Below are 22,853 nucleotides of genomic sequence, written 5' to 3' on the forward strand. Positions count from 1 at the left end.
GAGCACAGGCTATAGTCCCGGCATGCGCTCGCTCGCCGACATCGCACCGGAGGGCATCCTCCTCGCGGGTGCGGGCCGGGCGATCCTCCTCCAGATCGCCGACCCGGCCGTCGGCCGCGGGGTGGCCGCGCACTCGCACTTCGTGGCCCATCCGATGCGGAGGCTCACCGCGACGCTGAGCTACATCTACGCCCTCTCGAACGGAGACGCCGAGGATGTCGCCGCCGTGCGCCGCGCGGTCAACCGGGCGCACGCGCCGGTGCGGAGCGCCCCGGGGGAGACCCCCGCCTACGACGCCTTCGACCCCGAGTCGCAGCTCTGGGTGACGGCGACGCTCTACGACAGCGCCGTCTCGCTCTGGGAGAGGGTCTTCGGCGCGCTCGGCGACGCCGAGGCCGAGCGCGTGTACCGCGAGTACGCCGTGCTCGGCACCACGCTGCAGATGCCCGAGGGGTCGTGGCCGGCGACCCGGGCCGACTTCGCGGTCTACTGGGCGGATCGGCTGGAGCGTCTCGAGGTCGGTCGTGACGCGAGACGGGTCTCGGATGCGCTGCTCACCGCGAGGAACGCGCCCGCACCGGTGCGCGCCGCGATGCCGCTCGTGCGCTTCGTGACCGCGGGGCTCCTCCCGGACCGTCTCCGCGCGCCGTACGGCTTCCAGTGGACCGACCGGCGCCAGCGCCGGTTCGATCGGCTGATCGACGGGATCGCGCCGGTCTACCGCGCGCTGCCCACCGCCGTGCGTCAGCTCCCGGAGAGGCGCTACCTCGCCGGGCTCAGACGCGACCGCGAATGGCGGCCCGGTCACGCCGCCCGAGCGACCGCGCCGACCAGCGGCCCTCACGCCGCTCGATCGCGATCGGATGCTCGAACGCCTCGCTGACCAGCTCCGTGGTGAGCACCGAGTCGGCCTCGCCCTGCGCGAGCAGACGGCCGTGCGCGATCAGCGCCGCGTGGCTCGTGGTGATCGGCAGCTCCTCGAGGTGGTGCGTCACGAGCACCGAGGCGATGCTCGGGTGGGCCTCCCGCACCTCGTCGAGGGTCTCGAGCAGGTCCTCGCGGGCGGCGACGTCGAGACCGGTCGACGGCTCGTCGAGGAGGAGGAGCTTCGGGTCGCTCATCAGGGCGCGCGCGATGAGGGTGCGCCCGCGCTCACCCTGGGACAGCGTCGTCCACGGCTCGTCGGCCTTGCCGGCGAGGCCCAGCAGGTCGATCAGATCGGCGGACCTCGCGAGCTCCTCCGCGCTCGGCTCCCAGCGCATCACCGACTCGATGGTGCCCGTCACGCCCGTGAGCACGACGTCGCGGATGCGCAGCGCCGACGTGAGCGGATGGCGTGGGTCGACGTGACCGATGTCGCGACGCAGCGCCTGCAGCTCGACCCGGCCGAGCCGGCGGCCGAGGACGTGCACGGTTCCGCTGGTGGGATGCTGGCGCGCGCCGCAGAGGCTCAGCAGGGTGCTCTTCCCGGCGCCGTTCGGGCCGATGAGAGCCCAGTGCTGGCCGGCCTCGACGGTGAGGTCGACTCCGTGCAGGATCGTCTTCCCCTGCCGCACGAACCGGACGTCGTCGAGCCGGAGCACCTCGGTCATGCGGATCCCTCTCTCACCCGGGTCACGAGCTCCTTCCACGGGCCGCTCAGCCGGGCCTCGGCGACCCTCGCGTCGCGTTCGGACGACGAGCCGGCGGTCGTCTCGACTCGGATGGCGTAGACGTAACGGTCGGCGCCCTCCGGCGCAGCGGCCTCGTCCGACGCATCCCAGGGGCACGACTCGACGAGGGGCCACCACGCCGCGACGGACGACCCGTCCGACGCCGACACCGTCCACGTCCGGCTCAGGCCCGCCACACCGCCCGAACGCCGGACGGTGATCGTCAACGACTCAGGAACGCTCATCCACGCCGACACCCACCTTCTCCCACGATCCTCGCACAGCTCGCTCCACCGCGGAGCCGCTGCCGAAGCGGGCCGCCGCCGCTCGGACGGTGGCCGCGGCGAAGTCGTCGAAGCCCGCGGTGGCCGGCAGGCCGCCTCGCGTCGCCGTGTCGTACCAGACCGCTCCGGCCGTCTCCCAGGACGGGCCGCCCAGCTCGATCGCGGCGAGCGCGAAGGCGCGGTTGGGGATGCCCGAGTTGAGGTGCACGCCCCCGTTGTCGTCGGCGGTCTCGACGTAGTGCGCCATGTCGGCGGGCTGGGGATCGCGGCCGAGGACGTCGTCGTCGTAGGCGGTGCCGGGCGCGAGCATCGAGCGCAGGGCGCGGCCCTCGACCGCGGGAGTGAACAGGCCCTCGCCGATGAGCCAGGAGGCCTCGGAGGACGTCTGCCCGAGCGCGTGCTGCTCGACCATCGCACCGATCACGTCGGAGAACGACTCGTTGAGCGCGCCCGCCTGCCCCTGGTACACGAGCCCCGAGGTGAACTGGGTGACCCCGTGAGCGAGCTCGTGCCCGATCACCGACAGCGAGGCGGTGAAGCGGCCGAACACCTCGCCGTCGCCGTCGCCGAACACCATGCGGGAGCCGTCCCAGAACGCGTTGTCGTAGTCGTCGCCGTAGTGCACCGTCGCGTCGAGGGGCAGGCCCTCGCCGTCGATGGAGGGGCGACCGAAGGCGTCGAGGAGGAAGGCGTGCGTGGCGCCGAGACCCTCGTACGCCTCGTCGACGGCGACGTCGCCCGTGGCGGGGTCGCCCTCCCGGCGCACGACCGTGCCGGGGAGCCGTTCGCTTCCCCGGGCGTCGGCGATCGTCCGGCGCGGCCCGGCGGCGGTCGCGGTCTCCTGGCCCCTCGGCGGGGCGACGAGCGTGCTGCGCCGGCGCTCCTCGTGGAGCGGTGGCAGCTCGGCGAGGGCCCTCCTCGCCGCGACGACGGCGCGGTCGAGCCCGGTGTCGTCGGCGCGGGCGAGGCGGGCCAGCAGGTACGGCGGGACGATGTGGCGGCGCATGCCCGCGACTCTACGACGGCCTGCCGACATCGCCTCCGCCGTCGTCTCCGCCATCGCCGTGATCAGACGGCGGACCGCACGAGGCAGAGGAGGCCGGGGCGCGCATCCCACGACGGCACGTCGGCGAACCCGAGGCGCCGGTAGACCGCGAGGGCCGGAGCGCGCCACTCCCACACCGAGAGCCGGACGTCGCCCGGGGCGCCGTCGACGACGGCCGAGAGCAGCGCGTCGGCGATCCGTCGTCCGCGGTGGCCCGGATCGACCCACAGCCTCTTGATCTCGGTGCCCTCCGGGACGGCACGCGAGACGACGACCCCGACGGGGCGCTCGTCGTCGACGGCGAGGAGGACCTCGTCCCCGGCGAAGGCGAGAGCGGGGTCGTCGGCCTCAGCGGCGTAGCGCGGGGGCAGCGGATCGTCCGGACCGATCGGGTCGGCGAGGCCGCGGTCCGCCTTCTCCTGCTCGGTCTGGCGCAGATAGGCGCCCACGAGGACGCCGACGGCGCGAGCATCGACGCCGGAGAGGTCGGCCGGGCGCACGTGGATCATCCGACCAGCCTAGGCATCCGGTCTCGAGCGTACGCTCGGGGCATGCGCTTCCTGATCGCGATGTACGCCTCGCCGCGGGTGCCCCCGCCCACGCCGCAGCCCGATGCCGAATGGATGCGGGCCATGATCGCGTTCATGAAGCAAATCGACGTCGATCTGCGTGCGTCGGGGGAGCTCGTCGCCGACGCGGGCTTCGACCGTCCCGGCTTCACCGTGACCGCCGACGCCGTGACCCGGGAACCGCTGGCCGACGGGTCGCCGCTCATCGGGTTCTGGCTCGTCGACGTCGCGACCGAGGAGCGTGCCGTGGAGATCGGCCGTTCGATCGCCCACTGGTCGGGCGCGGTCGAGGTCAGGCCGGTCGGGGCGCCGCCCGAGGTCTGACCGGCACCGCGGCGATCTCGTCGCAGCGCGGTCCGCGTGTCAGGCCCGGTCGGCCAGGAGGCTCCGTGCGGCCTCGACGACGAGTGCCCGCTCGTGCGTGAGGGCGAACCGGTAGTCGCCCTTCTCGTGATGCGAGGGATCGCTCTCGCGCGCGACGAGCGCGGCGGCGAAGTCGGCGGTCAGCACGACGATGTCCCACTCCTCGAGGAGCGGATCGCCCTCCCCGATCTCGTGGACCCGGGCGCCGGTGGCCAGGAGAGCCGGGGAGACGCCCTTCGCGTAGGCGACGACGAGACCGCACTCGGCGGCGAGCTCGGTGTACCTCTCGAAGGTGGCAGGGCTGATGTTGGTCGACTCCTGGAACGTGGCGAGGACCACGGCGGAGTCGCCGCTCGTGCGTGCGCGGGCTTCGAGGAACACGCTCATCTGGACCAGCAGGTCCCGATGGGAGGGCTTCGTCTCGACGCGCGCGCTGACCACCTCGTAGGGCGTGCGGGCGAGCGGGGCGCTCGTCACGTGCGAGGACCGCAGGGGCACCCCGGAGAGCCTGCCCGCGTGGGGGACGTCCCTCATCGCCGCGCTGTAGAGCCACCCCTGGCCGTGCGTGGCCCCGAGCGCACGGGCCGTCACGAGATGCTCGTCGGTCTCGATGCCCTCCGCGATCACGACGACGTCGCGCCCGGCGAGATGCGCGTCGAGGGCGCCCATGATGCGCGCGAGGTCGGCGCTCGGACGGTCCTGCACGAGGCGCATGTCGAGCTTGACGATGTCGGGATCGAGCAGCGGCAGCAGGGCCAGCGAGGCGGCGTGGGCGCCGAGGTCGTCGACCGCGATGGCGTGCCCCGCGGCTCGGGCGGCATCGGCCATCGCGAGGAGCTCACCCGGACGAGCCAGCAGCGCGCGCTCCGTCAGCTCGATCACCACGGGCTGCTCGGGCGGGATCCGCAGCATGAGCCCCGCCTCGAACGACGCGGGCTCGATGTTGATGAGCAGGGAGTGCGCCCGCCGGAAGCCCTGCTCCCTGGCGGTGGCGAGGCTGGTCGCCCAGCAGTCGGCATCGAGCTCGAGCAGGTCGCCGCCCGTCCTGGCGTCCTCGAAGAACCTGTGCGGCGGGATGAGGAAGTCGCCGCTCTGCATCCGGCTCAGCGCCTCGTACGCGACCGGTTCGCCCGTCGACAGGTCGACGACGGGCTGGAAGACCGTGGAGAGCGTCGCGTCGAGCATCCTCAGATCATGACACGTCGCGACGACGCTCCCGTCACCGGGTGCGGGTCCGTCCGGTCTCGGCGCTCAGAACGCGTAGCGGATCGTGCACGAGGGCAGCTCCCGCGCGACGATCGCGCGCAGCTCCGCCACGGCGGAGGCCTTGAGCGCCCGCTCGTACCGCACGTTCACCGCGCCGTTCTCGGAGACCTTCGTCTCCTGGCGGTCCGGCGTCCAGAGCAGGTCCTCGGCTCGAGGGTGCCAGCGGAGGTTGACGTCGTGCAGGGCTGCGTTGTGGGTGAGGAGGATGACCTCGGCCTTGAGCTGGGCCTTGGCGGCGGGCCCGATCGTGTCGTCGACCTCCCTCAGCAGCCGGGTCCAGTCCTCCCGCCAGGTGGGGGTGAGGATGACGGGGGAGAGGTTCAGGTGCACCTCGTAGCCCGCCTCGACGAAGTCGTCGATCGCGGCGATGCGCTCGCGGATGCTCGACGTGCGGATGTCGGTGACCCGCGCGGTCTCCTCCGGCATCAGCGAGAAGCGGATGCGGACCCGGCCCAGGGGATCCCACTCGAGCAGGTCGCGGTTGACGTGCTTCGTGGCGAACGACGCCTTCGCCGTCGGGCTCATCCGGAACAGGTCGCAGAGATCGCGGACGTTGTCGCTCACCCGGGCGTCGACGGAGCAGTCGCTGTTCTCGCCGATGTCGTAGACCCACGACTCCGCGTCGCACTGATCGGGCTCCCGCTTCGGTCCCTGCTTCGCGATGTGGCGCGCCACGTGACGGGTGATCTGCTCGATGTTCGCGAACACCGTGATCGGGTTGCTGTAGCCCTTCCGCCGGGGCACGTAGCAGTAGGCGCACGCCATGGCGCAGCCGTTGGCCGTGGACGGCGCGATGAAGTCGGCCGAGCGCCCGTTCGGTCGGGTGACGAGGCTCTTCTTCACGCCGAGGACCAGCGCCTCGGTCTTGATGCGCACCCATCGCCAGGCGTTCGCCTCGTCGCCATGGAGCTCGGGGATCTGCCAGTGCGACGCGACGGGCACGATCTCGGCCTCGGGCCAGCGGCCGACGATCTCCTGCCCTCGCGGGAGGACGAGCGCGGCCTCCTCGGCGTAGATGCGGCGGACCTCGAGCAGAGGGCGCGGCCCACGGGTGGCGCCGGCGGGGTGAGGGCTCGAGGCGGGGCGCACGGTGACGACGCTACGCTCCGCCCCCGACACCGGGTCGCCCCGTCTTCGGCGCGAGCTCGTCCAGCGCCTCCAGCGCCTCCAGCGCCTCGCGCGCCCGCCGGATGCGGTCCGCCTCCGGTTCATCCCACCAGGCGGGACCCCGCTCGCCGAGCCCGTGCTTGGCCAGGCCGACCCTGCGGCGCGCGGCGGCCGCCGCCTCCGCGTCGCCGTGACGGGATGCGACGCCGACGGCCGACCTCGCCCGTCCGAGGTGCGATCGCAGGGCGTCGGCGACGTCGTCGGGCAGGAGCGGATCCGTGCGCCGCCAGCGGCGCCCGTCCACGACGATCCAGCGCTCGTCGTCGGCCGACGCGGTCATCCGCGGAGGCTACGCGGCGTCGTCGTCGGTCCGCGTGAGCACGAACACCGGGATGTCCCGCTCCGTGCGGAGCTGGTAGTCGGCGTAGTCCGGGTAGGCGGCGACGGCGCGGTCCCACCACAGGGCCTTCTCCTCCCCGGAGATCTCACGCGCGAGGTAGTCGTGGCGCTCGGCGCCGTCCTGTAGCTCGACGTGGGGGTTCGCGACGATGTTGTAGTACCAGACCGGGTTCTTCGGCGCGCCCCCGAGCGACGCCACGACGGCGTACTCGCCGTCGTGCTCGACGCGCATGAGCGGGGTCTTCCGCAGCTTGCCCGACCGGGCTCCGACCGTCGTCAGCACGATCACGGGCATCCCGCGCAGATCGGTGGCCCTGGTGCCTCCCGACGCCTCGTACTCCTCGGCCTGCTTGCGGGCCCAGTCGCTCGTCCCGGGTGCGTACTCTCCAGTCAGTGGCATGACTCGATGCTAGGCGCTCCGGCCGGAAGACGGGCGCGCGACGGTCAGCGCTTGCGTCCGCCGCGAGCGGGCGGCTCGGGGCGGAGACGGATGAGCCGCTGCGGACCGTCCTCGTCGAGCTCCGCGACGTCGTCTCGCGAGGTGAGGAAGTCGGTGAAGGAGCGGTAGCCGAGGGGCTTCTCGTTGAAGGACGGGTCCATCCTGCGCATCTGGTTCTTCACCGCGCCGGTGTTCAGCCACTCGTCGGCGTCGCCCTTCGCGTGCCCGATCTGCAGCGCGCGCACGAGCAGCTCGGTCGCTACGGTCTGCGGATCGACGTCGTCGGCCGGCTCGGGCTCGTCGTCGGCCGTGTCGTCGGCGTGCGAGAAGAGGGGCACCGCCGGCGGCTTGCGCTTGCCGCCCGACTTGGAGCGGGAGGCGTCGTTCGGCTCCCGGTCGGCCTCGGCCTCGGTCCCGGCGTCTCCGCCGCCCTGCCCGCCGCGTCGTGCCGCGGTGGCGGCGGCGGTGGTCGCCGCGACCTTCTCCACGCCCGGGAGGGAGTCGTAGTCCTCGAACTCGTCGACGGCGGCCGCGAGCGACGTGCTCGTCGACCCCGCGACGCCGATCCCGACCACGAAGCGTCCGAGACGCTTGGTCTTCTGCGCGAGGGCGATGTAGTCGGAGTCGCCCGCGACGATGATCACGTGCGTGAGGTCGGGCAGTCGGAAGAGGTCCTCCACGACGTCGACCGCGAGCCGGATGTCGGCGCCGTTCTTCGTGCCGCGGGTCGTGGTCGTGAACAGCTGCGTGAGGTCGACCGCCCGCGACATCAGCTGGCGCTGGTAGCTGGAGTTGACCGATGCGGACCAGTCGGCGTACGCCCGGTTCACGACGATCGTGCCGAACGAGGCGGCGAAGTCGATGATGGCGCTGAAGTCGACGGTCGCCGCGCGCACCCGGGCCGCGACCTCCTTGTCCGCGTCCGGGTCGGAGGCACGGAAGTCGCGCACGCCGTCGCGCTGGAACGCGTTGCGTCCGTGGAGCTGCTGGTACCGCGAGATGACGATGTTGTCGAAGTCGATGTAGAGGCCCACGCGGGCGTCGGTGGGTTCGGTCATCGTGCACTCCTCAGCCGGCGTCGGGTGCGCCCTGTCGTCGCTCCCAGTCTGGTGCGTCGGGTCGCGCGGCGCCAATCCCTCGTCTCGCCGGGCCGCGTCGCGGGCTCCACCGTCGTGTCCGATTCCCGCTAGAGGAGGTCGGTGGGACATGTGAGGATGCAGGCATGGACTTCTCGGAGCGGTACCGCATCATCCAGTCGCGGGATGCGCGATTCGACGGGCAGTTCATCACCGCCGTTCGCTCCACCGGCATCTACTGCCGCCCGAGCTGCCCCGCGCGGACGCCGAAGGAGGCGAACGTCACGTTCTACGAGACCAGCGCCGCGGCCCACGAGGCGGGCTACCGGGCATGCAAGCGCTGCCTTCCCGAGGCGGTGCCCGGCACGCCGGCCTGGAACCTGCGCGACGATCTCGCCGGGCGGGCCATGCGGCTGATCGCCGACGGCGTCGTCGAGCGCGAGGGCGTCGGCGGACTGTCGCGTCGGCTGGGCTACTCCGAGCGCCACGTGGCCCGGGTGCTCACCGAGCAGCTCGGGGCGGGGCCGCTCGCGCTCGCCCGGGCGCACCGGGCCCAGGCCGCGCGGACGCTCCTGACGTCCACCGGGCTCAGCATGGCCGAGGTCGCGTTCGCAGCGGGCTTCGCGTCCATCCGCCAGTTCAACGACACGGTGTCGGAGGTCTTCGAGCAGACCCCCTCGCAGCTGAGGGCACGGTACTCCGCCACGGGGGACCAGCCGGGCGGGAGCGTGCGGCTCTCGCTGCCGGCCCGCGAGCCGTTCGACGCCGCGGGTGTCTTCGCGTGGCTCGCCGCACGCGCCGTCCCCGGGGTGGAGATCGCGTCCGCCGACTCGTACACGCGGTCGCTCACGCTGCCCGGGGGACCGGCGTGGTTCACCGTGAGCGCGACCGCGGGCGGTGTGGCGCTCGAGGCGCACCTCTCGACCCTCTCCGACCTGTCGACCCTCGTCGCGCGGGTGCGGCGCCTGTTCGACCTCGACGCCGATCCGGTCGCCGTCGACGCCGCACTCGTCGACGGCGCGCTCGCCGACGGCGCTGATCGGGCGTCGAGCGGGTCGGCGCTCGCGGCGGCGGTGCGCTCGAACCCGGGCATCCGCCTGCCGGGCACCGTCGACCCCGCCGAGATGCTCGTGCGGGCGATGGTGGGGCAGCAGATCAGCGTGGCCGCGGCCAGGACCCACCTCAGCCGGCTCGCCGCGGTCGCCGGACGACCGCTGGCCATGGAGGGCGGTCCCGAGCTGCTCTTCCCCGACCCGGCGGCCATCGCCGAGCACGCGGAGGCGGTCACCGGCCCGCGTGCGCGCCTGGCCGCGTTGCGGGGCGCGGCGGAGGCCATGGCGTCCGGCTCGCTCGTGCTCACCAGCGGCGATGCCGCCGCCGAGCAGCGGGCCGCGCTCCTGGCGATGCCCGGGATCGGACCGTGGACGGCGGGCTACGTCTCGATGCGCGTGCTCGGCGCGCCCGACGTGCTCCTGACGGGCGACGTCGCCCTCCGCACGGGCGCGGCCGTGCTCGGCGCGCCCTCCGCGCCCCGCGAGCTCGCCCGCTGGGCGGAGGACTTCGCACCGTGGCGGTCGTACCTGTCGCTCCACCTCTGGCGTGCGGCGCTGACGGGCTCCGCCGCTCCGCGCCGACCCGGCGAGAGCGAGCCCCCGTCGCCGGCGCCCTCCCCGGACGCCGCTCCGGCCCCCTCGCCGTCCGCCGCGTCGGCGCCCTCTGGGTCCGCCGCGTCGGCGCCCTCGCCGTCCGCCACCCGGGCGCCCTCGCCGTCCGCCGCTCCGGCGCCCTCGCGGGCCCCCGCTCCGGCCCTCTCGTCGGCCACCTCGTCGGCGCCCTCGCGGGCCCCAGCTCCGACGCCCTCGCCGGCCCCCTCCCCGGATGCCGCTCCGACGCCCTCGCCGGCCCCCTCCCCGGACCGCCTCCCGACGCCGAGCGCACCGCCCCCTGGCCGCGCGCCGGCGTCTGCCCCGGCACCGGCGCCGGGGAGGCGACGCGACCCGCATCCGGCGTCCCCGCATCCGCGGACCACCCGCCCCCTCACGAAGGAGTCGTCATGACCCTCATCAGCCAGTTCGTCGACACACCCGACGGAGCGTTCGGCATCCTCTCCGACGAGGACGGGCGGGTGGTCGCCTCGGGGTGGACGGACCAGACCGACGCCCTGCTCATCCGCCTGGCGCCGGCAGCGCGGGACTCGGCCGTGGTCGCCGGCGTCACCCCGGCGGCCTCCGCGGTCGAGGCGTACTACGCGGGCGAGGTCGCCGCGATCGACGCCGTCGAGGTCGCGCAACGCGGCGGCCCGTTCCACCTGCAGGCGTGGGTGGGCCTCCGCGAGATCGCGCCCGGCCGCCCGCTCACCTACGCGCAGTTCGCGGCCGCCCTCGGACGCCCCTCCGCGGTGCGTGCCGCGGCGAGCGCGTGCGCCCGCAACGCTCCCGCCCTGTTCGTCCCGTGCCACCGCGTGCTCCGCACCGACGGCACAATGGGCGGCTTCGCCTGGGGCGTCCCCGTCAAGCGCTCGCTCCTCGCTCGCGAGGCCGCCGCCGCCCGCGCCCGCGCCTAGCCCCCGTCCTCCGCCGCCCGGCTTACATCCTGCTCCTCCGCCGAGTGGCGAGGATCCGCCCCCACAGCGCGTGCCGGAGGGCGAAATGTCGCCGCCCGGCGCGAGGATGCCCTGCTCCTCCGTCGATCGGCGTGAATCCGCCCCTTCCAGGGCGGGAGTGGTCCGGACGTCGCCGTTCGGCGGAGGCAAAGGCGGCCGCCTGCGGGTTGCGCCCGCCGAGGACTGCGTTGTCCCTCTCGGGCGGGGTCAGTGCGCGCTGGGCAGGCGTAACCCGCGTGGCGCCCGACTGCGCCGTGGCAGCGTCCGCGACGCCGACCGGCGTGAATCCGCCCTTCCGGGCGCGGGAGAGGTTGGGATGTCGCCGTTCGGCGGAGGCGAGGGCGGCCGTCTGCGGGTTGCGCCCGGCGAGGACTGCGTTGTCCCTCTCGGGCGGGATCAGTGCGCGCTGGGCGGGCGCAACCCGCGTGGCGCCCGACTGCGCCATGGCAGCGTCCGCGACGCCGACCGGCGTGAATCCGCCCCTTCCGGGTTCGGGAGTGGTCCGGACGTCGCCGTTCGGCGGAGGCGAAGGCGGCCATCTGCGGGTTGCGTCCGCCGGGGACCGCGTTGTCCCTGTCGGGCGGGGTGAGTGCGCGCTGGGCGGGCGCAATCCGCCTGGCGCCTCCCGCGATGGGGCTCCCGGGCATACGGGCGGCGGTGCGAGAAGGGGCCGAGTCGCGAGATACCGCCCCCCCGGGCGCAGGAGAGGGCGGGATGTCGCCGGTCGGCGAGGGCGAAGGCGGTCGCCGCGGGTTGCGCCCGCTGCGCAGTGCGTTGGACCTCGCTGGGCGGGCAGTGCGCCCTGGGCGGGCGTAACCCGCGTGGGGCCCGCCTGCGCCCTGCCAGCGTCCGCCACGCCGAGCGGCGAGAACCCGTCCCTTCGTCGTGGAGACGAGGGCGGGAGCTCGCCGGTCGACGAGGAGAGGGGCGCGGCGCGGCGCGGCGTCAGGCCGGGTCGGCGGCGAGCAGCTCGCGCACGCGCGGGATGACGACCGTGCCGTAGAGCTCGATGCTCCGCATCAGCGCCTCGTGCGGCAGACCGCCGTTGCCGTACTTGAGGTCGAAGCGGCCGAGGCCGAGCGTCCGCGCGGTCGCGGCGATCCGCTGCGCGACCGACTCCGGCGAGCCGACGTAGAGCGAGCCCGTCGTGGCCTCCTCGTCGTAGTGCGCGCGGGTCACCGGAGGCCAGCCGCGCTCGGCGCCCAGCTTGCCGAAGTGGCGCTCGTAGTACGGCCACAGCTCCTCGCGGGCCTGCTCGTCCGTCTCGGCGATGTGCCCGGGGGAGTGCACGCCGACGGGGAGCGCCTCGCCGCCGAGCTGCTCGACGGCCCGGTGGTAGAGGTCGACGTACGGCGCGAAGCGGGCGGGGGCGCCGCCGATGATCGCCAGCATGAGGCCGAAGCCGTAGCGCGCCGTCCGAACCACCGACTCCGGGCTGCCGCCGACGCCGATCCACGTGCGCAGCTGGCCGTGCTCGATCGGGGGATAGACGGCGGGCTGCCCGTCGCGCACGCGCGCGAACCGGTCGAGCTTCTCCTCGAAGAGGCGCTCGTAGTCGGCCAGGTCGAACCCGAAGAGCGGGAACGACTCCGTGAACGACCCGCGGCCGAGGATGACCTCGGCTCGCCCGTTGGAGAGCGCGTCGACCTCCGAGAAGCGCTGGAAGACGCGGATGGGGTCGTCGGAGCTGAGCACGGTGACCGCCGATCCGAGGCGGATGCGCTCGGTGCGCGCCGCGATCGCGGCCAGCACCACCTCGGGGCTCGAGACCGCGAAGTCCTCGCGGTGGTGCTCGCCGATCCCGATGAAGTCGACCCCGACGGAGTCGGCCAGCACGGCCTGCTCCACGAGGTTGCGCAGCACCTGTGCGTGGCTGAGCGGCTCGCCGGCCGCGTCGAACGTCACGTCTCCGAACGTGTCGAGCCCGAGCTCGATGTCCATGGTCTCCCCGATCTGTCCCGAGCGATGCACATTTCATGCACCTGCATGTAACCGTAACCCGGATGCGGTCCCCGCGATTCCCGCGAGCCCGTCGACCATAATGGTGCCGACGGAGGGAGCGACGATGGCGGACATCGTGACGGTGGGGTACGACGGATCGGACGCCGCGCGCGTCGCGCTCGACTGGGCCCTGCGCTACGCCGAGCGGGCGGGTCTGGACGTCGACGTGGTCTACGTCGCCGACACGTCATGGGACTCGCCGTCCTTCACCGCGGCCGAGCGGCTGAAGAGCCAGGGCGAGATCGTCCTCGCGTCCGACTCGTTCCACGCCCTCTCCAAGGCTCCCCACGTGGCGGTGACGAGCCGTGTGCTCACCGGACACCCGGTCGACGTGCTCACGGAGGCCTCCAAGGACTCGGCGATGCTCGTGGTCGGCACCTACCGCAAGGATGCGTACGAGCGGCTCACCACCTCCGCCGTCGGCGTCAAGGTGGTCGCGGGCGCGAGCGTGCCCGTCGTCGTGGTGCCGCAGACCTCGCCGGGCTCGCGGCGGGGCGTCGTCGTCGGCATCGACGGGGCCGAGCCGAGCGGTCGCCTCGTGGAGGCCGCGGCCGTCGAGGCGGAGCGTCTCGGCGAGCCTCTGCGGGTGGTGAGCGCGTGGACGCTCCCGCCCATGTCGACGCCGGAGTTCACCGACACCACCGACCTCTACGACGCGCTGGAGGCGCGGGCCCGGGAGATCGTCGACGAGGCGGTCGCGGCGGTGCGGATCACGCATCCGTCCCTGGAGGTCTCGGGCGGCGTCGAGCTCGACGCTCCGGTCACCGCGCTCACGCGTGCCGCGAAGGACGCGTCGCTCCTCGTGCTCGCCACGCACGGCAGGCACGGCCTCAGCCGCTTCCTCCTCGGCTCGGTCACGCACGACGTCGTCCTCCACGCCACGAGCCCGCTGCTCGTGCTGCGCTCGGCGGCTCTCCAAGCGGTCTGAGGCGCGAGCCCAGCGGAACCCGGTATCGTCGTCGGGTGCCTGAGAGTCCCGCCGCCCAGACGCCCTACGAGGTGCTGGGCGTGGCCGCAGGCGCATCCGACGACGAGCTCAGGCGCGCGTACCGGCGGCTGCTGCGGGAGACGCATCCCGACACCGGTGGCGACGCGGCTCGGTTCGTGCTCGTGCAGCGGGCGTGGGAGCGCATCGGGACCCCCGAGCTCCGCGCCGCCTACGACCGCGGCTCCGCATCGCGCACCTCGTCGCCCGAGCCCGCGAGCTACGCCGCCGGTGCGCGGGGGAGCGGAAGCACGGCTCGGCGTCCCGCGAGCTCGACGGTCCGCGCCCGCACGTACGGCCACCCGGGCGGCCAGGAACGGGAGATGTACCTCGCCCTGATGCGCGAGTGGGTCGGGCGCGGCGTCCACCTCGACGACCCCTACGATCCCGGTCTCGTGCAGCGGGCTCCTCGGGAGATCCGCGGCTGGCTGGCGAAGGCGATCGCCGAGGAGACGACCTCCGCCATCGTCGGCGATCTCGGCGTGGGCTTCACGATCTGGAACAACGTCCTCACGGGCCGCTCGATCGACGGTGTGGGGGAGACGATCGACCACGTCGTGCTCGGGCCCTCCGGCCTGTACGCGGTCCAGTCCGAGGACTGGGGGACCCCGGTGAGGCTGAAGAAGGACGATCTGGTCGGTGAGGGCATCCCCGCCGGCTACGAGCCGCTCCATCAGCTCCGGGGCGCCGCCCGCTCGCTCGGGCGGTCGCTCGGCGTCCGCTTCACCGGCCTCGTCGTGGTGGTTCCCGACGACGACCTCGAGGTGCACGCCGCCGTGGTCGAGCGCGGTCGGCTCGCCGGATCCGCGGTGGTCCGTCGAGCGGCGCTGCCCCAGCTCCTCCGCGACGGCACGGGTGCCGATCGGGAGAGCATCGATCGGGTCTTCGACCTCCGCACCCGGCTCCAGCAGTCCCTCCGGCTGGCCTGAGCGGCGTCGCGCTGGGCGACCGCGCGCCTCAGGTCGTCAGCAGGATCTTCCCGATGTGGGAGGACGACTCCATCAGGCGGTGCGCCTCCGCCGCGTCGGCGAGCGGGAACCGGGCGCCGGTGACCGGGCGGACGGCCCCGCTCTCGAACAGCGGCCAGACGTTCTCCGCCACGCTCGCCACGATCTCGGCTCGCTCCGCCAGCGGTCGGGCTCGCAGGCTCGTCGACCGGATCGTGCCGCGCTTGCGCATGAGCGCGCCGAAGTCGAGCTCGGCCGGGCCGGATCCGGCGCTCGCGATGTTCGCGATCCGGCCGTTCACGCGGAGCGCGGCGATGTTGCGGGCGAGGTAGGAGCCGCCCACCAGGTCGAGGACGACGTCGGCCCCGCCCTCCGAGGTCATCCGCTCGACGAAGTCCTCCATCGTGTAGTCGATGAGGATGTCGGCGCCCAGGCCCCGGCAGGCGGCGAGCTTCTCGGAGCTCGACGCGGTGACGGCGACCGTCGCCCCGAAGGCGCGACCCAGCTGCACCGCCATCGTGCCGACGCCGCTCGACCCGCCGTGCACGAGGAGCGTCTCGCCGGCGCGGAGGGCGGCGAGGAGGAACACGTTCGACCAGACGGTGCACACCGTCTCCATGAGCCCGGCGGCGTCGACGAGCCCGACCCGCTCGGGGATCGGCAGCGCCAGGGACCCGTTCACCACGACCTCCTCGGCGTATCCGCCGCCGGGGAGCAGGGCGCAGACCTCGTCGCCCACGGCGTGGCCCGAGTGGTCGCCCGCCCAGGTGACGGTGCCGGAGACCTCGAGCCCCGGCCAGTGCGGTGCTCCCTCGGGCGACGGGTAGTGGCCCTTGCGCTGGAGCACGTCGGCGCGGTTGACCCCCGCGGCGGCGACGGCGATCACCACGTCGTGCTCGCCCGGATCCGGGCGCTCGACCTCGGCGAGCTCGAGAGCGGAGGGGGTTCCGGGGGATACGACGACGACGGCCTTCACCTGTCCTACGTTACGACCGTGCTCGGCCCGGCCGCGCGGAGCGCATCCAGCACCCGGGGAGCCCGTGGTGCTAGACCGATGACCATGACCTCCCTCGACGCCTCGCTCACGGCCCTGCTCGACACCGTCCCCGCGCCCGCTGACGCCGACATCCGCGCCGAGCGGGTTCCGTACGATCACGACGGCACGGCTCTCGACGGGTTCCTCGCCTGGGATGCCGGCGCGGACGGGCCTCGCCCCGCGGTGCTGATCGTGCACGACTGGAACGGCGAGGGCGAGTACGTCCGGGTCCGGGCGCAGATGCTGGCCAGGCTCGGCTACGTGGCGTTCGCCGCCGACGTGTACGGCGTGGGCGTCCGTCCCGAGGGCGACGCCGCCGCGACGACGGCCCAGTCGTTCTACCGGGATCTCCCGCTGATGCGGGCCCGCGTGGCGGCCGGCTACGACGTGCTGCGCGACGACGCCAGGGTGGACCCGACGCGCATCGCGGTGATCGGGTACTGCTTCGGCGGATCCGCGGCGCTCGAGTTCGCACGCACCGGAGCGCAGGTGCGCGGCACGGTGTCGTTCCACGGATCGCTCATCACGCACGCACCCGCCGACGTGGCGCGCGTCGCCTCGCCGCTGCTCGTGCTCACCGGCGGATCCGACCCGGTGGTCCCGGACAGTGCCGTCATCGCGTTCCAGGACGAGCTGCGCACACGGGACGACCTCGACTGGCAGGTGGTGACCTACAGCGGCGCGCCGCACGCGTTCACCCGGCCGGGCTCGCCCGCCTATCGTCCGGTCGCGGATGCGCGCAGCTGGGCGGCCATGCGCGCATTCCTCGACGAGGTGATGGCCTGACGCGTGCCGAGCCCGCCCCGGGGGTCGCGGGACGGCCCCGCGCGGGTGGACACTGTTCACCTCGAGAGGAGTACGGATGCTCACGGTCACGGACACGTTCCAGGGGTTCAGCGTCGACGACCTGGAGGCGGCTCGGATGTTCTACGCAGACCGTCTCGGCTTCGAGGCGGTGCTCGGCGACATGGGCCTCGAGATCACGCTCCCCGGGGGCAGGAGCGTCTTCGTGTACGCGAAGGAGGACCACGAGCCGGCGACGTTCACGATCCTCAACCTGGCGGTCCCGGACATCGATCGTGCCGTCGAGGAGCTGGCCGCCGCCGGTGTCGCGCTGGAGCGCTACGACGGACTCCCGCAGGACGAGAAGGGTGTGATGCGCGGCCGGGCGGCCGGCAGGGGACCGGACATCGCGTGGTTCACGGACCCCGCGGGCAACGTGCTCGCCGTGATCGGCGACTGACCCGGCGGGACCGCCGCCCGCACCGTCCCGGCGCCTGACCCGGCGGGACCGCCGCCCGCACCGTCCCGGCGCCTGACCCGGCCAGACCGTCGGGCGCACCGTCCCGGCGGACGACGTGGACTCAGTCGGCGGCGGCGTCGATGATGTCGTCGTACTCGTGGTGCCGCTTCACCCAGGCGGCCACGAAGGGGCACTGCGGCGTGATGCGGAGCCCTGCATCCCGGGTGTCGGCCAGCGCGGCGGCGACGAGCTCGCTGCCGAGGCCCTGCCCCTCGTAGGCTGGGTCGACGACGGTGTGCGTGAACACACGCGATCCCTCGGCGTCGACGTAGTACGCCGTGCCGGCATCCGCCCCGTCGACCGTGATGACGTACCGGTGCCTCTCGGGCTCGTGCTCGACCTCGCGACTCATGCGCTCAGCCTACGACGGGCTCGTCGGCCGGCCACACCCCGGAGGTGGCCCGTCGATGGCTACCCAGCAGATGGGTGTCGACGATGCCGATCGCCTCCATCAGCGCGAACATCGTCGTCGGGCCCACGAACACGAACCCCTCCGCGCGGAGCGCCTTCGCCAGCGCGGTCGACTCGGGGCTCGTGGTCGGGATCTCGGCGAACGAGACGGGTGCCGGCGTGGTCGCGGGTCGGAACGACCACACGAGGTCGGCCAGGCCCCCTCGGTCGCGGAGCGCCACGGTCGCCCGGGCATTCGTGATCGTGGCGAGGACCTTGGCGCGATTGCGCACGATGCCCGCATCTCCGAGGAGCCGCGCGACATCGTCCTCGTCGTACCGCGCGACCGTGTCGGGGTCGAAGTCGTCGAACGCCTCGCGGAAGGCGGGACGCTTCCGCAGGATGGTCGCCCAGGACAGGCCGGACTGGAACGCCTCCAGGCTGAGACGCTCGAACACGCCCCGCTCGTCGCGGACCGGCATGCCCCACTCCGTGTCGTAGTACTCGCGGAGGAGCGGATCGACGGCCGCCCAGGCGGGCCGGGCGAGCCCGTCGTCACCGAGGACGAGCGGGGAGGGGGTCGGGGCGGCGTCCGTCATGGCAATAGTATGGAAGGGTCCACTGACAGGAGGGTTGCTCATGCTGGCTATCGCGGCGATCGGATGCGTGATCCTGTTCCTGGGAGGCATGTACCTCATGGGCCTGTTCTCCGACGCGTTCACGTTCTTCGGCGGCATCCTCCTGGTGTCGCTCGCGCTCTTCATCGCGATCAGCGTGATCCCGGCCCAGCGCCACAAGAAGCAGCAGCCGTAGCCCCCATCCGGAGCGTCGCCGGGCTTTGACTTCGAGCGCACTCGAAGCTCTACAGTGTCGGCATGACCCTGACGACCCCGAGCACGCTGTCCATCGCCGAGGCGGCGGAGCTGATCGGCGTCTCAACGCACACCCTCCGCTACTACGAGCGTGAGGGACTGATGCGCGACCCGGTCGCGCGATCCTCCGCCACGCACCGTCGCTACGACGAGGACGACATCGGCTGGCTCCGCTTCATCACCCGGCTGCGGGCCTCGGCGATGCCGATCGCGCGCATCAAGCAGTACACGGTGCTGGCGCGTCAGGGTGACGACACCACGGAGGCGCGGCTCGACCTGCTGCGCTCCCACCGCGCCGAGGTGGTGGCGCAGCTGGAGGAGATCCGGCACTCGCTCGAGGTGATCGACGCCAAGATCGACCACTACGAGCAGTCGCTCTAGGCGCTCGATCGCTCGAGTCGCTCAGGCGCTCGAGGCGCTCAGGCGGCGATGCCGCGCTTGTCGAGGGCGTCCTGCACGATGGTGAGGCCGGACAGCCCGGGCATCTTCGCGATGTGCGCGTCGATCTTGGCGGCCTCCTTGCGGCCGTCGGTGCCGCCCATCAGGTGGCTCATGACGTGGAACACCTCGTCGTCGGTCATGACGCCCGACCCGACCGGACCCCACGCCTTCGACAGGGCGAACCGCGCGATGACCTGCGCCTTCTTGCTCTTGGCGAGACGGTCGCGCGCCTGCGTGGCGTAGAACGCCACGTGGCGCGACTCCTGCTTCGCGATCCGGCGCAGCAGCTCGGCGAGCACGGGGTGCCCCTCGAGATCGGCGAGCCGGTTGTAGGCCGCCACGGCGGACCACTCGTTCGCAGCGCCCCACACCATGTGCACGGCGATGAAGTCCTTGCCGATGAGGTTGCCGAGCAGGGCCTGCTTCACCGGGTCGAGGCGGTCCTTCCAGCCGAGCTTCAGGCGGGTGGACTTGAGCTCGTCGTAGTCGACGACGATGCCGTGCACCTTGAGCACCGCGGCGAGGGCCTCACCGTGCCAGAACTCCTCGCGGTTCCACATCGTCATGAAGGCGGTGACGTCGACGTCCTTGTGCGAGGGGGTGACCAGCAGGTCGCGGAGGTAGCAGACCGTGTGGTACTCGATGTCGCACATGTAGCGGAGGCTGCGCAGGGTCGACTCGGGGAGCGGGTCGTCGCGGAACGACTCGAAGTCGAGGTCCTGCCACGTCACCTTCTCGGACGTGGTGGTGTAGCGGTCGATGTCGAAGGCCATGCGCGGTGTCGGGCCTCGCGCTCGTCAGGCGCGGGTCCGATCTCCTTTCTCGGGTTCCGATGCGTCGGTGGGGTGGCCGGGCATCATGCTCAGGGTACCGGCGCGTGCCTGCGACCTGGTGAACGTGCGGTTCCAGTCCTCCACCGTCCACTTCATTCGTTGCGCGTGGCGATACAGTTCGGTGTCGGGGTTGACCACGTGGGCGTTTCCCAGCAGCTGGAGCCAGGCGACGTCGGCGTGGCTGTCGCCGTAGCCGTACGACTGGGTCAGGTTCATGCCGTGCTCGCGGGCGTACTCGCGCAGCCAGGCGGCACGCGCCTCGTCGACCAGCGGCGGTCGCTCGAGGTAGCCGGTCAGCACACCGTCGACCGAGTGCATCCTCCCCGCGACGACGTCGTCGAAGTACTGCGCGAACGGCGCCGCGGCGGACTCGTCGGCCCCCGTGACGAGCACGGTGCGGTGGCCGGCCGCGCGGTGCTGCGCGACGCGAGCCAGCGCATCCGACAGGCCCCGGCTGCGCATCGCCTCACCGAAGCTGCCGTCGACGAGGCGCTGGACGTCGTCGACGCGGATGCCCCGGTAGCGGCGCATGAGGGTGCGGATGAACTCGCCGCGCTCCCGCCGCTCGGCGCGGAGGTAGCTCGGCACGGCGAGCAGGAGGCTGGCGAACTCGCCCGGCCAGGCCGCCTTGGGGATGAGGCCGGACCGGATCCAGAGGTACTGCTCGACGAGGTTCGACTCCACGACGGTGCCCTCGAAGTCGAAGACGGCGAGCACGTCGCTGCGGACCGGGAGCGCGCGCTTGGTGCGCTCTCGTGCTCCTTTGCGCACCGCGAACGCCTTGGTGAGCCCGGTGATCGACGGGAAGTGGACGTTCTGGAAGTAGTCGTGCCAGTCGATCTCGGCGACGTCGAACCGGGCGTCCTCCGGCGTGCCCTCCGGGAGGGAGTCGAGCAGATCGCGGGTGTTGCGGTCGTCGAAGATCAGCTCGGTCTGCACGTAGGCGCGGTACAGGTCGGAGAAGTACCGCAGCAGGTCGAGGCCGCGCTGCCGCTTGTCGAGCGAGGCGGTCCAGCGGCGGGTGCGCTTGGTGGACGGGAGCCGGGCGACGGTGTCGTCCAGAGTGCTCGTGAGCCGCTCCTGCAGGCGGAGGTTGCGCTCCAGCCGGCGACCGCCCGGGAAGTTCCACGACGGCACGGCGATGTCGCCGTTCTCGCTCGGCATCGGGTTCTTGGTGAAGAACTCGTTGACGTTCTCGTACATCTCGTGGAACGGCAGCGGGTTCCGGCCGCCCGAGGTGACGTGGTAGTACCGCGGCTCGTCGATCTCGGCGGGGCGCTGGGCCGCGGCGATGATCGCGTTCACCACGAAGTCGACCGGGATGACGTCGAGCACGGAGTCGGGGACGCCGGGGAACTCCGGGAGCTGGCCGCGGCCGTAGGCGAGGATGAGCGGGTCGGCGACCTTGAAGCCGTCGAGCCAGCCGGGGTACGGGTGACGCAGCGCGCTCTCGATGATCGACGGGCGCACGAGCGACAGACGGTGGCCGGCCTCGCCCCAGGTCTCCTCGGCGACGCGCTCGGCGAAGGCCTTCGTGAGCGTGTAGACGTCGGTCCAGCCCAGGCTCTCCGCGCGGATGCGGCCGTGGTCGACCAGGCGCTTGGTCACCCACTCGATGCGGGCCTCCTCGGCCGCCTTCGCCACGGCCTGGGGGCCGACCTTGCCGTGCTGGGCGCGGGCCTTCGCGAGGAAGCCGCGGAGCACCTCGGGCTGACGCGAGGCCATCTCGACCCGACGGCGTGCCGACTTGGCGGCGTCGTTCTCGGCGCGCCAGTCGATGGTGTGCTCGAGCTTGCGCTCCGGCGCGATGCCCTTGCGCATCCCGCCCACGTACGCGGTCGACACGTGCACGACGTGCGGGTCGGATCCGCTGGCCAGGAGTGCGCCGTAGAGACCGGTGGCGCCGTCGACGTTGGTCTGGAACGCCTCGTCGATGGGCGGGTCGAAGGAGACGGTCGAGGCGCTGTGCAGCACGACGTCGATGTCGCCGGGCAGGGTGCCGGGGTTCGCGAGGTCGCCGGGGATGACGGTGACCCGCTCGGCGACGAGGCGTGCCGCCTCCTCCTCGCCGACGCGCTCGCGCCAGGTCCGGAACACGGGCTTCTTCAGCAGCGTCGCCAGGCGCGTCTCGCCGGTGGTGCGCGACTTGGGTCGGATGAGGAGGGAGATGCGTGTGTCGGGGTGGCTCGAGAGCAGGCGCTCCAGGACCGCCTGGCCGACGAAGCCGGTGGCTCCGGTGAGGAGGACGTGTGCGGAGCCGAGGGTGGCGCCCGGGGAGGTGTCGTCGGTCATCCGTGGTTCTTTCCGTGTCGGAGGGAGGCGGCCGCGCGGCCGAGGGAGCGGGCGGCGGTGGGCACGAGGCCGGTCCCGCCGGTCGCCGCGCGGACACGAGCATGGGTGATGAGCCCGAGGCCCTGGAGCCCGGGGAGGAGGTCGACGCGGGCGTCGAGCTCCGCGGCGGTGGGGGAGTCGATCACCGAGTCGAAGAACGTCGCCGTCGACTCGGGCCGCAGGTCGCGTGCGCCGATCGGCCAGTCCAGGCGCGAGAGCGCGCGGCGGGCGAGGGCACGAGCGCGCTTCGAGCGGGACAGGCGGTCGTGGGCGTCCTTCTCCACGAAGACGAGGTGACGCCGCTTCACCGCCAGGATTCGCTCCACCAGCGAGAGCAGCTGCGGATGCGGATCCGCCGCGGCGAGGTTCCGGTACGCGGCCTCGCCCAGCCGGTCGTCGACCGCGACGGTCGCGAGGTGGACGCCGACCACGTCGGGTCCGATGGCGTTCGCGCGGAACGACTCCACGATCGGCGTCGCCCGCTCGCCGAGCTCGCGCAGCACCGCACGCCCGGGGGCGTGGTCGAGCTGGTCGCGGGGATCGACCGCGTGCGCCTCGGCGACCGCGCCGAGGGCGTCGGAGATCCAGAACTTCTCGAACGCCCAGGTGGTGAGGAAGGCGGTGACCCGCGCGTCCTTGTGGGTGGGCGTGACCAGCACGTTCCGCAGGTAGCTGAGCGTCGCGCGCTCGACCTCGCGGAGGTAGGAGAGCATCTGCACGGTGCGCGGCAGGAGCGCCCGCTGCTCGAACGCGGTCAGGTCGATCGACGGGCGGTGGGTGCCCACCGCGGTGCGCGCGAACTCGCGCACGTCGAAGTCGCCGTCGGCATCCATGGGGATGACTGGAGCGGTCTCGTCAGGCACTTCGGTCCTCTGCAGCGGCGGTCGGCATGGGGGGAGTTCGCGCAGGAGC

General features: G+C 72.9%; 26 protein-coding genes. 10 read left to right on the plus strand and 16 right to left on the minus strand.

All coding sequences use genetic code 11. The features are described 5' to 3' along the window. Positions 1-22: 22 nt before the first annotated feature. Positions 23-883, plus strand: a complete 861-nt coding sequence (locus IEX69_RS00405; protein ID WP_229756186.1) for an oxygenase MpaB family protein — start codon at positions 23-25, stop codon at positions 881-883. On the opposite strand, the gene IEX69_RS00410 is transcribed toward IEX69_RS00405, so the two are convergent. The 4 genes from IEX69_RS00410 to IEX69_RS00425 form a co-directional block, all read right to left on the minus strand. Beyond that, a complete protein-coding gene (locus tag IEX69_RS00410) occupies positions 777-1,592 on the minus strand; it encodes an ABC transporter ATP-binding protein (protein WP_085019176.1) in 816 nt (271 codons plus the stop codon). The genes IEX69_RS00405 and IEX69_RS00410 overlap by 107 nt on opposite strands. After that, positions 1,589-1,897, minus strand: a complete 309-nt coding sequence (locus IEX69_RS00415) for a protealysin inhibitor emfourin (protein ID WP_229756187.1) — start codon at positions 1,895-1,897, stop codon at positions 1,589-1,591. The genes IEX69_RS00410 and IEX69_RS00415 overlap by 4 nt, the downstream gene beginning before the upstream one ends. After that, a complete protein-coding gene (locus IEX69_RS00420) occupies positions 1,884-2,942 on the minus strand; it encodes a M4 family metallopeptidase (protein WP_085019178.1) in 1,059 nt (352 codons plus the stop codon). Before IEX69_RS00420 ends, IEX69_RS00415 begins: the two co-directional genes overlap by 14 nt. Positions 2,943-3,004: 62 nt before the next feature. Then, complete coding sequence (locus IEX69_RS00425; RefSeq protein WP_157127137.1) at positions 3,005-3,490, minus strand: GNAT family N-acetyltransferase; 486 nt, start codon at positions 3,488-3,490, stop codon at positions 3,005-3,007. 42 nt (positions 3,491-3,532) lie between these two features. On the opposite strand from IEX69_RS00425, the gene IEX69_RS00430 reads away from it, so the two are divergent. Continuing rightward, positions 3,533-3,874, plus strand: coding sequence for a YciI family protein (locus tag IEX69_RS00430; protein WP_085019179.1), 342 nt, complete (start codon positions 3,533-3,535; stop codon positions 3,872-3,874). 39 nt (positions 3,875-3,913) lie between these two features. On the opposite strand, the gene IEX69_RS00435 is transcribed toward IEX69_RS00430, so the two are convergent. The 5 genes from IEX69_RS00435 to IEX69_RS00455 all read right to left on the minus strand — a co-directional run bounded on the left by IEX69_RS00435 (position 3,914) and on the right by IEX69_RS00455 (position 8,182). Next, positions 3,914-5,098 (minus strand): EAL domain-containing protein, encoded by a 1,185-nt coding sequence (locus tag IEX69_RS00435; RefSeq protein ID WP_085019180.1) that lies wholly within the window; start codon positions 5,096-5,098, stop codon positions 3,914-3,916. Between the two features lie 66 nt (positions 5,099-5,164). Continuing rightward, positions 5,165-6,268 carry a spore photoproduct lyase family protein gene (locus IEX69_RS00440; protein ID WP_229756188.1) on the minus strand — a complete coding sequence of 368 codons (1,104 nt, stop codon included), beginning with the start codon at positions 6,266-6,268 and terminating at the stop codon, positions 5,165-5,167. 10 nt (positions 6,269-6,278) lie between these two features. Then, positions 6,279-6,626: a biopolymer transporter Tol gene (locus tag IEX69_RS00445; protein WP_085019182.1), complete on the minus strand. Its 348-nt coding sequence runs from the start codon at positions 6,624-6,626 to the stop codon at positions 6,279-6,281. A gap of 9 nt (positions 6,627-6,635) precedes the next feature. After that, on the minus strand, positions 6,636-7,085 hold the full coding sequence (locus IEX69_RS00450) for a nitroreductase family deazaflavin-dependent oxidoreductase (protein WP_085019183.1): 450 nt from the start codon (positions 7,083-7,085) through the stop codon (positions 6,636-6,638). 44 nt (positions 7,086-7,129) lie between these two features. Next, a complete protein-coding gene (locus IEX69_RS00455) occupies positions 7,130-8,182 on the minus strand; it encodes an NYN domain-containing protein (RefSeq protein WP_115364227.1) in 1,053 nt (350 codons plus the stop codon). Between the two features lie 164 nt (positions 8,183-8,346). Here IEX69_RS00455 and IEX69_RS00460 point away from each other — a divergent pair, with 164 nt between their 5' ends. After that, positions 8,347-10,257 (plus strand): Ada metal-binding domain-containing protein, encoded by a 1,911-nt coding sequence (locus IEX69_RS00460; RefSeq protein WP_157127138.1) that lies wholly within the window; start codon positions 8,347-8,349, stop codon positions 10,255-10,257. Next, the gene (locus IEX69_RS00465) at positions 10,254-10,763 is read left to right on the plus strand and encodes a methylated-DNA--[protein]-cysteine S-methyltransferase (protein ID WP_085019185.1); all 510 of its coding nucleotides are present in this window, start codon (positions 10,254-10,256) and stop codon (positions 10,761-10,763) included. Before IEX69_RS00460 ends, IEX69_RS00465 begins: the two co-directional genes overlap by 4 nt. Before the next feature lie 984 nt (positions 10,764-11,747). On the opposite strand, the gene IEX69_RS00470 is transcribed toward IEX69_RS00465, so the two are convergent. Continuing rightward, entirely contained in the window at positions 11,748-12,743 is a 996-nt protein-coding gene (locus IEX69_RS00470) for an LLM class flavin-dependent oxidoreductase (RefSeq protein ID WP_085019186.1), read from the minus strand. Between the two features lie 124 nt (positions 12,744-12,867). Here IEX69_RS00470 and IEX69_RS00475 point away from each other — a divergent pair, with 124 nt between their 5' ends. Both IEX69_RS00475 and IEX69_RS00480 read left to right on the plus strand, forming a co-directional pair. Further along, complete coding sequence (locus IEX69_RS00475; RefSeq protein ID WP_174604421.1) at positions 12,868-13,731, plus strand: universal stress protein; 864 nt, start codon at positions 12,868-12,870, stop codon at positions 13,729-13,731. 35 nt (positions 13,732-13,766) lie between these two features. Further along, complete coding sequence (locus tag IEX69_RS00480) at positions 13,767-14,717, plus strand: DnaJ domain-containing protein (RefSeq protein ID WP_085019188.1); 951 nt, start codon at positions 13,767-13,769, stop codon at positions 14,715-14,717. Positions 14,718-14,745: 28 nt separating this feature from the next. On the opposite strand, the gene IEX69_RS00485 is transcribed toward IEX69_RS00480, so the two are convergent. Continuing rightward, on the minus strand, positions 14,746-15,711 hold the full coding sequence (locus IEX69_RS00485) for an NAD(P)H-quinone oxidoreductase (protein ID WP_085019189.1): 966 nt from the start codon (positions 15,709-15,711) through the stop codon (positions 14,746-14,748). 84 nt (positions 15,712-15,795) lie between these two features. On the opposite strand from IEX69_RS00485, the gene IEX69_RS00490 reads away from it, so the two are divergent. Both IEX69_RS00490 and IEX69_RS00495 read left to right on the plus strand, forming a co-directional pair. Beyond that, on the plus strand, positions 15,796-16,557 hold the full coding sequence (locus tag IEX69_RS00490; protein ID WP_229756189.1) for a dienelactone hydrolase family protein: 762 nt from the start codon (positions 15,796-15,798) through the stop codon (positions 16,555-16,557). 76 nt (positions 16,558-16,633) lie between these two features. Further along, a complete protein-coding gene (locus tag IEX69_RS00495) occupies positions 16,634-17,014 on the plus strand; it encodes a VOC family protein (protein ID WP_085019191.1) in 381 nt (126 codons plus the stop codon). Positions 17,015-17,135: 121 nt separating this feature from the next. On the opposite strand, the gene IEX69_RS00500 is transcribed toward IEX69_RS00495, so the two are convergent. After that, positions 17,136-17,426 (minus strand): GNAT family N-acetyltransferase, encoded by a 291-nt coding sequence (locus IEX69_RS00500; RefSeq protein WP_085019192.1) that lies wholly within the window; start codon positions 17,424-17,426, stop codon positions 17,136-17,138. 4 nt (positions 17,427-17,430) lie between these two features. Continuing rightward, entirely contained in the window at positions 17,431-18,063 is a 633-nt protein-coding gene (locus tag IEX69_RS00505) for a DNA-3-methyladenine glycosylase I (protein ID WP_085019193.1), read from the minus strand. Positions 18,064-18,103: 40 nt separating this feature from the next. Here IEX69_RS00505 and IEX69_RS00510 point away from each other — a divergent pair, with 40 nt between their 5' ends. Continuing rightward, positions 18,104-18,277, plus strand: a complete 174-nt coding sequence (locus IEX69_RS00510) for a hypothetical protein (protein WP_157127141.1) — start codon at positions 18,104-18,106, stop codon at positions 18,275-18,277. A gap of 62 nt (positions 18,278-18,339) precedes the next feature. Further along, positions 18,340-18,717 carry a MerR family transcriptional regulator gene (locus IEX69_RS00515; RefSeq protein ID WP_085019194.1) on the plus strand — a complete coding sequence of 126 codons (378 nt, stop codon included), beginning with the start codon at positions 18,340-18,342 and terminating at the stop codon, positions 18,715-18,717. Positions 18,718-18,755: 38 nt separating this feature from the next. Here IEX69_RS00515 and IEX69_RS00520 read toward each other — a convergent pair whose 3' ends face one another. From IEX69_RS00520 to IEX69_RS00530, 3 genes are read right to left on the minus strand one after another with little or no spacing between them, the layout of a single operon-like run. Beyond that, positions 18,756-19,550 carry a ferritin family protein gene (locus tag IEX69_RS00520; RefSeq protein WP_085019195.1) on the minus strand — a complete coding sequence of 265 codons (795 nt, stop codon included), beginning with the start codon at positions 19,548-19,550 and terminating at the stop codon, positions 18,756-18,758. 24 nt (positions 19,551-19,574) lie between these two features. Then, positions 19,575-21,902, minus strand: a complete 2,328-nt coding sequence (locus IEX69_RS00525; protein WP_085019196.1) for an SDR family oxidoreductase — start codon at positions 21,900-21,902, stop codon at positions 19,575-19,577. Continuing rightward, positions 21,899-22,804, minus strand: coding sequence for a hypothetical protein (locus IEX69_RS00530; protein WP_157127142.1), 906 nt, complete (start codon positions 22,802-22,804; stop codon positions 21,899-21,901). Before IEX69_RS00530 ends, IEX69_RS00525 begins: the two co-directional genes overlap by 4 nt. Between the last annotated feature and the right edge of the window lie 49 nt (positions 22,805-22,853).

It is taken from the genome of Cnuibacter physcomitrellae, assembly GCF_014640535.1.
Lineage (GTDB): Bacteria > Actinomycetota > Actinomycetes > Actinomycetales > Microbacteriaceae > Cnuibacter > Cnuibacter physcomitrellae.

Bases quoted from the DNA above. Each gene is read 5' to 3' on its own strand.
- IEX69_RS00405 (WP_229756186.1), top strand. From the start codon at position 23: ATGCGCTCGCTCGCCGACATCGCACCGGAGGGCATCCTCCTCGCGGGT.
- IEX69_RS00410 (WP_085019176.1), bottom strand. From the start codon at position 1,592: ATGACCGAGGTGCTCCGGCTCGACGACGTCCGGTTCGTGCGGCAGGGG.
- IEX69_RS00415 (WP_229756187.1), bottom strand. From the start codon at position 1,897: ATGAGCGTTCCTGAGTCGTTGACGATCACCGTCCGGCGTTCGGGCGGT.
- IEX69_RS00420 (WP_085019178.1), bottom strand. From the start codon at position 2,942: ATGCGCCGCCACATCGTCCCGCCGTACCTGCTGGCCCGCCTCGCCCGC.
- IEX69_RS00425 (WP_157127137.1), bottom strand. From the start codon at position 3,490: ATGATCCACGTGCGCCCGGCCGACCTCTCCGGCGTCGATGCTCGCGCC.
- IEX69_RS00430 (WP_085019179.1), top strand. From the start codon at position 3,533: ATGCGCTTCCTGATCGCGATGTACGCCTCGCCGCGGGTGCCCCCGCCC.
- IEX69_RS00435 (WP_085019180.1), bottom strand. From the start codon at position 5,098: ATGCTCGACGCGACGCTCTCCACGGTCTTCCAGCCCGTCGTCGACCTG.
- IEX69_RS00445 (WP_085019182.1), bottom strand. From the start codon at position 6,626: ATGACCGCGTCGGCCGACGACGAGCGCTGGATCGTCGTGGACGGGCGC.
- IEX69_RS00450 (WP_085019183.1), bottom strand. From the start codon at position 7,085: ATGCCACTGACTGGAGAGTACGCACCCGGGACGAGCGACTGGGCCCGC.
- IEX69_RS00455 (WP_115364227.1), bottom strand. From the start codon at position 8,182: ATGACCGAACCCACCGACGCCCGCGTGGGCCTCTACATCGACTTCGAC.
- IEX69_RS00460 (WP_157127138.1), top strand. From the start codon at position 8,347: ATGGACTTCTCGGAGCGGTACCGCATCATCCAGTCGCGGGATGCGCGA.
- IEX69_RS00465 (WP_085019185.1), top strand. From the start codon at position 10,254: ATGACCCTCATCAGCCAGTTCGTCGACACACCCGACGGAGCGTTCGGC.
- IEX69_RS00470 (WP_085019186.1), bottom strand. From the start codon at position 12,743: ATGGACATCGAGCTCGGGCTCGACACGTTCGGAGACGTGACGTTCGAC.
- IEX69_RS00475 (WP_174604421.1), top strand. From the start codon at position 12,868: ATGGCGGACATCGTGACGGTGGGGTACGACGGATCGGACGCCGCGCGC.
- IEX69_RS00490 (WP_229756189.1), top strand. From the start codon at position 15,796: ATGACCTCCCTCGACGCCTCGCTCACGGCCCTGCTCGACACCGTCCCC.
- IEX69_RS00495 (WP_085019191.1), top strand. From the start codon at position 16,634: ATGCTCACGGTCACGGACACGTTCCAGGGGTTCAGCGTCGACGACCTG.
- IEX69_RS00500 (WP_085019192.1), bottom strand. From the start codon at position 17,426: ATGAGTCGCGAGGTCGAGCACGAGCCCGAGAGGCACCGGTACGTCATC.
- IEX69_RS00505 (WP_085019193.1), bottom strand. From the start codon at position 18,063: ATGACGGACGCCGCCCCGACCCCCTCCCCGCTCGTCCTCGGTGACGAC.
- IEX69_RS00510 (WP_157127141.1), top strand. From the start codon at position 18,104: ATGCTGGCTATCGCGGCGATCGGATGCGTGATCCTGTTCCTGGGAGGC.
- IEX69_RS00515 (WP_085019194.1), top strand. From the start codon at position 18,340: ATGACCCTGACGACCCCGAGCACGCTGTCCATCGCCGAGGCGGCGGAG.
- IEX69_RS00520 (WP_085019195.1), bottom strand. From the start codon at position 19,550: ATGGCCTTCGACATCGACCGCTACACCACCACGTCCGAGAAGGTGACG.
- IEX69_RS00525 (WP_085019196.1), bottom strand. From the start codon at position 21,902: ATGACCGACGACACCTCCCCGGGCGCCACCCTCGGCTCCGCACACGTC.